The organism is Evansella tamaricis (assembly GCF_019042215.1).
Taxonomy (GTDB): Bacteria; Bacillota; Bacilli; order Bacillales; family Salisediminibacteriaceae; genus Evansella; species Evansella tamaricis.
Genome location: NZ_JAHQCS010000155.1, coordinates 1 through 11,903 on the forward strand (window position 1 = coordinate 1; position 11,903 = coordinate 11,903).

Sequence of the window (11,903 nt, forward strand, 5' to 3'; positions counted from 1 at the left end):
ACCCCGCAGACGCTGGTCTTTGCGGCGAGGAGGCAGAGGCCGTGCCCGCGGAAAGCGTCCGTCTGTAACGGATTCGAGTATAAACATTTAACTTATTGCTTAAAAAAATTTGTTAAAGGTAATTTGAACAACTCATTAAATCAAGAAAGCGTTGTCAACAAAAACTTAACAAAAAGAGGCATTCCTGAACTCACTAAAAAATATGCCCACAAATGGTTGACGCAAACTAATTTAAAAAGATATTTGAAGATTATCCCCCCTTATTGCTATAATGAATCTTAGTGTATTTCTTTGTTCTCATATTAACTAATTAGATGTTCGTTGTGTACTTGTTTATAATAGTAGGAGTGATTGTTATGAAACATGAAGATCGTTTGATACGAAGGGAAAAGATACGTAATTTCTCCATTATCGCACACATAGATCATGGAAAATCCACATTAGCTGACCGTATTCTGGAAAAGACCAGTGCGTTAACGCAACGGGAAATGAAAGAGCAAATGCTCGATGCTATGGATCTTGAACGAGAACGGGGAATCACGATTAAATTAAATGCCGTTCAATTGAAGTACACGGCAAAAAATGGGGAAGATTATATTTTTCACCTCATCGATACACCAGGTCATGTGGATTTCACTTATGAAGTATCAAGGAGTTTAGCCGCCTGTGAAGGGGCACTTTTGATTGTGGATGCAGCCCAGGGGATCGAGGCTCAAACATTAGCCAATGTTTATTTAGCCCTTGATAATGATTTAGAAATAATCCCTGTTATTAATAAAATAGACTTACCAAGTGCTGAACCGGAACGAGTTTCACAAGAAGTGGAAGATGTTATTGGACTTCCAAAAGAAGATTGTTTATTAGCTTCCGCTAAGAGTGGGATCGGTATTGAAGAGATTTTGGAAGCTATTGTAGATAAAGTGCCACCTCCTGATGGAGATCCTGCAGCTCCCCTCAAAGCGATGATTTTTGACTCTTTATACGACCCATACCGTGGAGTTATTGTATATATGAAAGTGGTAGAAGGTACGGTTAAACCTGGAGATAAAGTCCGTATGATGGCAACGGGAAAAGAGTTTGAAGTACAAGAACTGGGAGTATTCACACCTAAACCAGTTTCTCAAGCAGAACTGACCGTTGGAGATGTGGGATTTATGATTGCCTCCATAAAAAATGTGGGTGATACACGAGTGGGTGATACCGTGACTAGTGCTACAAATCCCACAGCAGAGGCCCTGCCAGGCTACCGGAGATTAAACCCGATGGTTTTCTGCGGATTATATCCAATAGATACAAATGATTACAATGATTTGAGGGATGCATTAGAAAAACTGGAATTGAATGATGCCTCCCTGCAATTTGAGCCTGAAACGTCTCAGGCATTAGGATTTGGCTTTCGCTGTGGATTCTTGGGGCTTCTTCATATGGAAATCATTCAGGAACGAATTGAACGGGAGTTTAATATTGATTTAATCACAACAGCTCCTAGTGTTATATATGAAGTGTATATGACGGATGGAGAGATGATTCGTATTGATAATCCATCCAATATGCCAGATCCACAAAAAATTGATCACGTAAAAGAGCCATATGTTAAAGCACAAGTGATGGTTCCAAATGATTATGTGGGAGCTGTGATGGAGCTATGTCAGAAAAAACGGGGAGAATATGTAGATATGCAATACATGGATGAAAACCGTGTAAATATCACCTATGAGCTCCCGTTATCTGAAATCGTCTTCGATTTCTTTGATACATTAAAGTCAAGCACGAAAGGCTATGCATCTTTTGACTACGAGATGATCGGATACAAAGAAAGCAAGCTTGTAAAAATGGATATTCTTCTAAATGCTGAGAAAATAGATGCTCTATCGGTTATTGTTCACCGCGATAGTGCTTATCAACGGGGGAAAATTATTGTTGAGAAACTTAAACAATTGATCCCACGTCAGCAATTCGAGGTTCCAGTTCAAGCGAGTATCGGTCAGAAGATTATTGCCCGTTCCACTATAAAAGCGATGCGCAAAAACGTATTGGCGAAATGTTATGGTGGAGATATATCCCGTAAACGAAAACTATTGGAAAAACAAAAAGAAGGTAAGAAACGAATGAAGAGTGTCGGTAGTGTGGAAGTTCCTCAAGAAGCATTCATGTCTGTTCTCAGTATGGATGAAGGAGATAAAAAATCATGACAAAGAGACCGCAGAAATTCTGCGGTCTTTCCGTGTCGGAGGTGAAACCGAATGAAACCTAAAGCCGTATATGTTCATGTACCTTTTTGTGAACAAATTTGTCATTACTGTGACTTTAATAAATTCTTCTTAGATAGGCAGCCTGTTTCCGAGTATCTGGATTTGTGTGAAACGGAGATAGTAAATACCTTAAGAAAGTTCCCTACAAAAGGAATTACATCTGTTTATGTGGGTGGAGGAACTCCCACTTCTTTATCTACTGCGCAATTGCGCCAACTTCTCACAGCAGTAAAGACCCACTTCCCTCTGGAAAAACAGTGTGAATGGACTGTGGAAGTAAACCCTGGGAGTGCAGACCAGGACAAGCTTGTGATGATGAAAGAACTTGGAGTAAATCGCCTTAGTATTGGTGTACAAACTTTCGATGAGAATCTCTTAAAAGCAATCGGCAGAGATCATCAAGTGATGGATGTTATGGAAACCATCTCCACATGTAAAGAAGTTGGATTTCAAAATATTTCGATGGATTTAATGATAGGACTTCCTAATCAAACGACGGAACAAGTAAAGGAAACCTTAAGGGAAACGTTAAACTTGAAGGTTCAGCATATAAGTGCTTATTCATTAAAAGTGGAAGAAAAAACGGTCTTTTATCAATTGTGGCGAAAAGGGAAACTTCCCCTTCCAGGCGAAGACGTGGAAGCTGATATGTATGAAATTCTTCGAAATACTTTAGCTGGATCTGGTTTTTCCCAATATGAAATTAGTAACTTTGCTATTCCAGGTTACGAAAGCAAACATAATTTAACCTATTGGGATAATGATGCATATTATGGGATCGGTGCAGGTTCACATAGTTATGTAGACGGTGTACGCAGGATCAATCATGGTCCTCTACCAAAATATATAGCATCTATGAAAGAGACCGGATTTCCGTATCGGGAAGAGCATGAGGTTTCTAAAAAGGAACAAATGGAAGAAGAATTGTTTATGGGCTTAAGAAAACGTTCAGGAGTATCATTGAGTGTCTTTAATCAAAAGTATGGTTTAGAACTTTTTCAAGTTTTTCCAGAAGCTATATCAGATTTGCAAGAGAAAGGTTTACTAGTGGTAGAAGAGGGTTACATCCGTTTGACGGAAAGGGGAGTACCCCTTGGGAATGAAGTGTTTGAGCGCTTTTTATTAGGGGAAGAATCATGGAATTAAAATAGTGAAATCTCCTAGTATTCTTCAATTGACAAGGGCATTCCTTATTTGGTAAGTTATTATATAGATTTAGCACTCGCGTATCGAGAGTGCTAACAGGGGGGATGCATATGTTAACAGAACGTCAGTTGCTTATTTTAAAAGCGATCATTGATGATTACATTACCCATGCTGAACCTGTGGGCTCACGGAGCGTATCCAAGCGAGAGGATATGAATTATAGTCCAGCGACTATTCGAAATGAAATGTCAGACTTAGAAGAGCTTGGTTTTTTAGAAAAGCCCCATAGTTCTGCAGGACGTATACCTTCTCAAAAGGGATATCGTTATTATGTTGATCATTTATTGTCTCCAAAAAAACTATCAAAGAAAGAAATTAGTGGGATTCAGTCCGTATTCAGAGAGCGGTTTAGTGAACTTGAGCAGGTCATTCAACAGTCGGCTAAGATTCTTTCTAACTTAACCAGTTATACATCTATTGTTTTAGGACCTGAGATCTTTGAATCTACATTGAGGCAAATTCAAATCATTCCATTGTCCAACGAGTCTGCCGTGGCTATTATTGTGACGGACACGGGGCATGTTGAAAACCAGACAGTTGCTCTCCCTGAAGGATTAAATATCCATGATCTTGAAAAAGTTGTTAATATTATTAACGAACGATTGAAGGGTGTTCCACTCGTCCATTTACGCCATAAGTTAACTACTGAATTAGGAAATGTGTTTGAAAAATATATCGATCAATATGATACGATGCTTTCACTATTAAACAAAACCTTCCTTTCTCAACAGCATGAGAAAGTTTTCTATGGAGGAAAAACAAATATTCTTGCTCAACCTGAATTTCATAATGTGGAACGGGTAAAGCAACTATTCAATATTTTTGAAGAGGATGCATTAGTAACGAAATTGTTCCGTTCCGATGATCAGGGAATAACCATCAAGATAGGCCAGGAAAATAGATTTGAACCATTTGACGAATGTAGTGTTATAACTGCTACGTATTCATTTGATGGGAAACCGATGGGAACTGTGGGAATTCTTGGACCAACTAGAATGGAATATCAACGTGTCATTGGAATTTTAGACTATCTTTCGAAGGATTTGTCGAAGCTATTAACAACAAGATACCAAAAATAGTCTTATCGTTTTAGTTGACAAATGGGAAAAATAAATTTATTCTCCACAATTGGGAAGTAGCTTATTTTGTTGAGGAGGTGAGAATCGTGGATAAGCAAGAAAAGTCACTTGAGGAAGAAAACACTATCGAACAGGATGATGTGGAAACTGTCGAAGAAACTAGTACAGTGGAAGAACAGCTAGATACTGAAGAACTGGTAATGGAAGATGAGAATCAAGACGAAGAATATGAACTAGAAGATGCAGGAAGTTCTAAAATCAAGGAGCTGGAAACCAAACTAGAAGAGACTACCAATCGTCTCCTCCGTTTACAAGCTGATTATGAAAACTTCCGTCGCCGTACTCGGCTAGAGAAGGAGGCGGATGCAAAATATAGATCACAACGTCTTGCTGAAGAGTTGTTACCTGCCATCGATAATTTCGAACGTGCTTTAAATACACAAGTGGAATCAGATGAAACCAAAAATGTTTTACAGGGAATGGATATGGTTTATCGTCAACTTCAGGATGCCCTGAAAAAAGAAGGGATAGAAGCCATTGAAACGATGGGTCAACCATTTGATCCCCATGTACATCAAGCTGTGATGCAAGTGGAAGAAGAAGGATATGATTCGAATGTCGTCGTTGGTGAACTGCAAAAAGGGTATAAATTAAAGGACCGAGTTATTCGTCCTGCAATGGTCAAAGTAAATCAATAGATTACATATTGTAAAAGATAGGAGGATGTTTTCAATGAGTAAAGTAATTGGAATAGATTTAGGGACTACAAACTCTTGTGTTGCCGTAATGGAAGGTGGCGAGGCAACTGTTATCACAAATGCAGAAGGATCCCGCACAACACCATCCGTTGTGTCCTTTAAAGATGGAGAGCGTCAAGTGGGGGAAGTTGCAAAACGTCAGATGATCACTAACCCGAATACGATCGTCTCCATAAAGCGCCATATGGGAACTGACTATAAGGTGGACGCAGAAGGAAAAGATTATACGCCACAACAAATCTCTGCCATCATTCTTCAAAAATTGAAAGAAGATGCAGAAGCATATTTAGGAGAAAAAGTAACGAAGGCTGTTATTACAGTTCCTGCTTATTTTAATGATTCCCAACGACAAGCTACAAAAGATGCGGGGAAAATTGCCGGTTTGGAAGTGGAACGAATTGTTAACGAACCAACTGCCGCTGCTCTTGCTTATGGTTTAGATAAGGAAGAAGATCAAACGATTCTCGTTTATGACCTTGGTGGTGGAACATTTGACGTTTCTATCTTGGAACTAGGAGATGGATTCTTTGAGGTGAAAGCCACTTCTGGTGATAATAAACTCGGTGGTGATGATTTCGACCAGGTAGTTATCGACTACTTAGTAGCGGAGTTTAAAAAGGAAAATGGAATTGATCTTTCAAAAGATAAAATGGCATTACAACGGTTAAAGGATGCTGCTGAGAAAGCGAAGAAGGATCTATCAGGAGTTTCTCAAACGCAAATTTCCCTACCGTTCATTACGGCAGATGCATCAGGTCCAAAACACTTGGAACTTTCTTTATCCCGGGCTAAATTTGAAGATCTTTCCTCTGATTTAGTTGAAAGAACAATGGGACCAACACGTCAGGCATTGAAGGATGCTGGACTTTCTGCCAATGATATAGACAAAGTTGTTTTAGTGGGGGGATCTACACGAATCCCAGCAGTACAGACTGCCATTAAACAAGTTACTGGAAAAGATCCTCATAAGGGAGTTAATCCAGATGAAGTAGTAGCACTTGGTGCTGCGATTCAAGCTGGTGTGTTAACTGGTGATGTGAAAGACGTCGTTTTACTTGACGTTACTCCGTTATCATTAGGAATTGAGACAATGGGAGCTGTATTTACAAAACTTATTGATCGAAACACAACAATTCCCACTAGTAAGTCACAAATTTTCTCAACAGCATCTGACAATCAGCCATCAGTAGATATTCATGTTCTACAAGGGGAGCGACAAATGGCGGCGGATAATAAAACGTTGGGAAGATTCCAACTTACGGATATACCTCCAGCACCACGTGGTGTTCCACAAATCGAAGTGAGTTTCGATATTGATGCAAACGGTATTGTAAACGTACGTGCAAAGGATCTTGGAACAAATAAAGAGCAATCCATTACAATTACATCGTCATCAGGTTTATCAGATGAGGAAATTGAAAAAATGGTAAAAGAAGCAGAAGAAAATGCGGAAGCAGATAAAAAGCGCCGTGAAGAAGTGGACCTACGAAATGAAGCGGATCAACTCGTTTTCACAACAGAAAAAACATTAAAAGACCTTGGTGAAAATGTGGATGAAGGGGACAAAGCAAAAGCAGAGGAAGCAAAAGATAAAGTGAAATCTGCCCTTGAGGGAACAGATGTAGAGGCAATCCGTTCTGCTAAGGATGAGTTACAAGAAGTAGTACAACAACTTTCCACAAAGCTTTATGAACAGGCAGCACAGCAAGCACAGGCCCAACAAGAAGCTCAAGGGGATGCAGGAAATGCTGGATCAGATGATGATGTTGTTGATGCTGAATACGAAGAAGTAAACGATGATGAGAAAAAATAATTAAATGGTAAGTGTTAGAAAGTCAAAGTCAGATATGGCTTTGACTTTTTTCACACTTGAACAACAATTTGCAGATATTTATTTTAAAAAACATTTGAAACTGGTAGGGGAGTCTTGCCTGTTGACCATGAGGATGTTAAGATATTCGTTATGGATTAGAATCGGGAGTGGATATAAATGAGTAAGAGAGACTTTTATGACGTACTGGGAGTGGATAAAGGGGCGTCGGATGCAGAAATAAAAAAAGCTTACCGTCAATTAGCCCGAAAATTTCATCCAGACGTTAATAAAGAAGCGGATGCAGAAAAAAAGTTTAAAGAAGTAAAGGAAGCATATGATACACTGAGTGATTCTCAGAAGCGGGCTCACTATGATCAATTTGGCCATACTGATCCTAACCAAGGGTTTGGAGGCGGCGGAGCTGGTGCTGGAGATTTCGGTGGTTTTAGTGACATCTTTGATATGTTCTTTGGTGGAAGTGGCAGAAGGGATCCGAATGCACCACGCCAAGGGGCAGATTTACAGTATACGATGACTCTTGAATTTAAAGAGGCTGTCTTCGGGAAAGAAACCGATATCGAAATTCCGAGGGAAGAAACGTGTAATACCTGTGATGGATCAGGGGCAAAACCAGGCACGAATCCAGAAACATGTAAACAATGTGGCGGATCTGGTCAATTAAATATTGAACAAAATACACCGTTTGGCCGAGTTGTAAATCGTCGAGTATGTAACAGTTGTCAAGGAACAGGAAAAACAATTAAGCATAAATGCCGTACTTGTGGCGGTGAAGGAAAAGTAAAGAAACGGAAAAAAATTCATATCAAAATTCCTGCAGGTGTTGATACAGGACAGCAAATTCGTGTATCAGGGCAAGGGGAACCTGGTGTGAATGGTGGGCCCCCTGGAGACTTATTCGTTGTCTTTAACGTGAAATCCCATGAGTTTTTCCAACGGGATGGGGATGATATTTATTGTGAGATGCCATTAACATTCGTTCAGGCTACCTTAGGGGATGAAATTGAAGTGCCAACCCTAAATGGAAAAGTAAAGCTAAAAATTCCTGCAGGAACCCAAACTGGAACCCATTTTAGATTGCGTGGAAAAGGTGTTCCGAATGTCCGGGGATTAGGACAAGGGGATCAGCATATTCAAGTACGTGTAATTACACCGAAAAAATTGACAGACAAGCAAAGGGAACTACTTAAGGAGTTTGCAGAAATTAGCGGAAATGAAGTTCCAGACGAACAAAGTGATAATTTCTTTTCAAAGGTAAAACGGGCGTTTAAAAACTTTGGTGATTAAGTTTGACAAGGGAGTTGGTTTACTTGAAATGGTCAGAGATATGTATTCACACAACACAAGAAGCGGTGGAACCTGTCAGTAATATATTACATGAAGCCGGGGCAAGTGGAGTTGTTATTGAAGATCCACTTGATCTGGAAAAGGACTGGGATACAACGTTTGGGGAAATCTATCAATTATCACCAGATGACTACCCTGAAGAAGGTGTTATAGTGAAAGCCTATTTGCCTGTGAATAGTTTCCTTGGAGAATCAGTAGAAGAGATTAAAGAATCCATTAACCAACTCCCAGTTTATGATATTGACCTTGGATCAAATACAGTTACGGTCAGTGAAGTGAACGAAGAAGAATGGGCTACGGCATGGAAAAAGTATTATAAGCCCGTGAAAGTGTCAGAACGTTTTACGATTACTCCAACTTGGGAAGAATATAATAAGGTTCATGAGGAAGAAGTTATCATAGAACTGGATCCAGGAATGGCATTTGGAACCGGAACCCATCCCACAACCGTTCTTTGTATCCAGGCAATTGAACGGTATGTTTCTCCAGGGGATTCAATCATTGATGTGGGAACAGGGTCTGGTGTCCTTAGTATTGCCGCAGCAAAACTGGGAGCTTCCTCTGTAGTGGCGATTGATTTAGATGAGGTAGCTGTAAAAGTAGCTAAGTTGAATGTTAAATTAAATAAATGCCAGAATGTCGTAACAGTATACCAAAGTAATCTCATGGAAAACGTGAGAGAGAATCCTGATGTTATCGTAGCCAATATACTAGCAGATGTCATTGTAAGTTTAACAAATGATGCCTATGAAATACTTAAACCAGGAGGTACATTTATTACCTCTGGCATTATTCAAGGAAAAAGGTCCGATGTAAAAGAAGCTATGGCAAAGAGTGGATTTGAACTCGAAGAAATTATTGAGATGGAAGACTGGCTCGCCATTGTTGCAAAAAAACCAGAATAGGTGATTCGATGCAGCGATATTTCTTAAATAACACTAGTTTTAGAGATGGACATGTTTTTATTCATGGGGAAGATGCTAAGCATATTCGCCGTGTCATGAGGATGGAAATTGGTTTTACGATTACTTGTTGTGATGAAAATGGCAGGTGTTTTTCTTGTGAGATTACTGGATTTCCAGAGGATAATGTAAAAGCAAAAGTGTTGCAGCAGGAAGAAAAGGTCGTTGAGTTACCAGTTCATATTTCTATAGCCCATGGCTTACCCAAGGGTGAAAAGCTTGAACTTGTCATTCAAAAGGGAACGGAATTAGGTGCTGCGGAGTTTATTCCATTCGAGGCAGAACGGTCCATTGTTAAGTGGGATCGGAAGAAAGCTGGAAAAAAGGTAGAACGTTGGTCGAAAATTGCCAAGGAAGCATCAGAGCAGTCCCATCGTCAAAGAGTCCCAATTGTTACAAATGTTCTAACTGCAAAACAGTTGTTAGAAAGGTTTGAGGAGTACGATCATGTTTTAGTTGCCTACGAGGAAGCAGCTAAAAACGATGAGAAAAGTCGGTTCTTTTCAGTTATAAATAAGATGAATGAGGGAGAAAGTCTCCTTTTAATCGTAGGACCTGAAGGCGGTTTTTCTGATCGTGAAATAACAAGCTTTATTGAGCGGGGAGCCATTATTTGCGGGTTTGGTCCACGAATCTTACGGAGCGAAACAGCACCACTTTATGGTTTAGCGGCCATATCATACCATTTTGAATTGTTAGGGTGATTAATATGCCATTAGTTGCATTTCATACATTAGGTTGTAAAGTAAATCATTATGAAACAGAAGCGATTTGGCAACTGTTTCAGCATGCAGGCTATGAAAAAACAGAGTTTGAACAAACGGCAGATGTGTACGTAATAAATACTTGCACAGTTACTAATACAGGTGATAAAAAGAGTCGTCAAGTCATCCGCCGTGCCATCAGGAAGAACCCGGAAGCGGTCGTTTGTGTAACTGGGTGTTATGCACAAACTTCTCCTGCAGAAGTGATGGCTATTCCTGGCGTTGATATTGTCGTTGGTACGCAAGACCGTTCTAAACTTTTGGGATACATTGAACAGTTTCGGAAAGTGCGTGAGCCAATTAATGGTGTAGGCAACATCATGAAAGCTAGGGTTTACGAGGAATTAGATGTTCCGGCGTTTACAGATCGTACACGGGCTTCGTTAAAAATTCAGGAGGGCTGCAATAATTTTTGTACTTTCTGTATTATTCCATGGGCTAGGGGCCTTTTGCGATCAAGAAAACCGGAAGACGTTCTTAAACAGGCAGAACAGCTTGTGGCAGCAGGATATAAAGAGATTGTTTTGACAGGTATTCATACAGGTGGTTACGGGGAAGACATGAAGGATTATAGTTTAGCAAGATTACTTCAAGATTTGGAAAAAGTGGAAGGTTTAAAACGAATCCGTATCTCTTCCATTGAAGCAAGTCAAATAACAGATGATGTGATTCAAGTCATTGACGATTCTGAAAAAATTGTTAGGCATCTTCATGTGCCATTACAATCTGGTTCTGATTCCGTGTTAAAAAGGATGCGTCGTAAATATACCGCCGATTTTTATTTTGACCGTGTAGAAAAATTAAAGAAAGCATTGCCCGGTTTGGCCGTAACTTCTGACGTCATTGTTGGTTTTCCAGGCGAGACGGAAGATGAATTTCAGGAAACTTTCGATTTTATAAAAAAAGTTGGTTACTCTGAACTTCATGTTTTCCCTTATTCTAAGCGTACGGGAACTCCTGCTGCCAGAATGGAAGATCAAGTTCAAGATGATGTGAAAAATAAACGTGTTCATATGCTAATAGAGCTTTCCAATCAACTGGCAAAGGAATATGCCTCTGCATACGAAGGGGAAGTACTAGAAGTTATACCGGAAGAGAAGGATAAAGAAAATCCTGAAAGCAATTATTTTGTTGGTTATTCTGATAACTACTTAAAAGTCAAAGTTCCCTTAGACGAATCCATGATCGGTGAAATTGTGAAAGTGAAGATTGAAAAAGCCGGTTATCCGTATAATGTAGGTAGTTTTGTCCGAGTGTTGAAGGATGAAAGAGTAAAAAAGTCTGTTGTTTAATTGAACATTAAAAGATTAAGTAAATTATTGTCCGCAACCTATATTAATTTAGGTTGCTTTTTTTATAAGGCTCATTTCGTAAACTTTGTTGCTTTTTGAGAAAAGATTGGAGAAATGAAAGGCGGCGACTCCATCGGGAACAGCATGAGGTGAAGACCCTGCAGTGACGGTTTTGTCAGGAGGACGAGAAGGATTTAGGTAAGAAGTTGGAGGAAGTTGTTCCCGAACGGGATGTTGGAAAAGGATTTCGGTAATTAGTTGGAGCAAGTTGTTCCCGAACGGAGAGGCCGAGAAGGATTTCGGTAAGAAGTTGTCTGAAGTTGTTCCCGAACGGGATGTTCGAGAAGGATTTCGGTAAGAAGTTGGAGGAAGTTGTTCCCGAACGAGCGGTTGGAGAAGGATTTCGGTAAGA

Annotated in this window: 10 protein-coding genes; 9 read left to right on the forward strand and 1 reads right to left on the reverse strand. The window is 39.8% G+C overall.

The window, feature by feature from the left end; all coding sequences use genetic code 11:
- Nucleotides 1–356: 356 nt before the first annotated feature.
- The 9 genes from lepA to mtaB all read left to right on the forward strand — a co-directional run bounded on the left by lepA (nucleotide 357) and on the right by mtaB (nucleotide 11,491).
- A complete protein-coding gene (lepA, locus tag KS419_RS19645; protein ID WP_217068190.1) occupies nucleotides 357–2,192 on the forward strand; it encodes a translation elongation factor 4 in 1,836 nt (611 codons plus the stop codon).
- 51 nt (nucleotides 2,193–2,243) lie between these two features.
- Nucleotides 2,244–3,398 (forward strand): radical SAM family heme chaperone HemW, encoded by a 1,155-nt coding sequence (hemW, locus tag KS419_RS19650; protein WP_217068192.1) that lies wholly within the window; start codon nucleotides 2,244–2,246, stop codon nucleotides 3,396–3,398.
- 110 nt (nucleotides 3,399–3,508) lie between these two features.
- Nucleotides 3,509–4,537: a heat-inducible transcriptional repressor HrcA gene (gene hrcA / locus KS419_RS19655; RefSeq protein WP_217068193.1), complete on the forward strand. Its 1,029-nt coding sequence runs from the start codon at nucleotides 3,509–3,511 to the stop codon at nucleotides 4,535–4,537.
- An 86-nt stretch (nucleotides 4,538–4,623) separates the two neighbouring features.
- The gene (grpE, locus tag KS419_RS19660) at nucleotides 4,624–5,235 is read left to right on the forward strand and encodes a nucleotide exchange factor GrpE (protein WP_380085940.1); all 612 of its coding nucleotides are present in this window, start codon (nucleotides 4,624–4,626) and stop codon (nucleotides 5,233–5,235) included.
- A 34-nt stretch (nucleotides 5,236–5,269) separates the two neighbouring features.
- Nucleotides 5,270–7,108 (forward strand): molecular chaperone DnaK, encoded by a 1,839-nt coding sequence (gene dnaK / locus KS419_RS19665; RefSeq protein ID WP_217068195.1) that lies wholly within the window; start codon nucleotides 5,270–5,272, stop codon nucleotides 7,106–7,108.
- Between the two features lie 177 nt (nucleotides 7,109–7,285).
- Entirely contained in the window at nucleotides 7,286–8,413 is a 1,128-nt protein-coding gene (dnaJ, locus tag KS419_RS19670; RefSeq protein ID WP_217068197.1) for a molecular chaperone DnaJ, read from the forward strand.
- Between the two features lie 23 nt (nucleotides 8,414–8,436).
- Entirely contained in the window at nucleotides 8,437–9,378 is a 942-nt protein-coding gene (prmA, locus tag KS419_RS19675) for a 50S ribosomal protein L11 methyltransferase (protein WP_217068198.1), read from the forward strand.
- An 8-nt stretch (nucleotides 9,379–9,386) separates the two neighbouring features.
- Nucleotides 9,387–10,139 (forward strand): 16S rRNA (uracil(1498)-N(3))-methyltransferase, encoded by a 753-nt coding sequence (locus tag KS419_RS19680; RefSeq protein ID WP_217068199.1) that lies wholly within the window; start codon nucleotides 9,387–9,389, stop codon nucleotides 10,137–10,139.
- Nucleotides 10,140–10,144: 5 nt separating this feature from the next.
- Complete coding sequence (mtaB, locus tag KS419_RS19685) at nucleotides 10,145–11,491, forward strand: tRNA (N(6)-L-threonylcarbamoyladenosine(37)-C(2))-methylthiotransferase MtaB (protein WP_217068204.1); 1,347 nt, start codon at nucleotides 10,145–10,147, stop codon at nucleotides 11,489–11,491.
- 48 nt (nucleotides 11,492–11,539) lie between these two features.
- Here the strand turns inward: mtaB and KS419_RS19690 are convergent.
- Nucleotides 11,540–11,903 (reverse strand): hypothetical protein (locus tag KS419_RS19690; protein WP_217068206.1); only part of this gene is annotated, 364 nt, incomplete at its 5' end.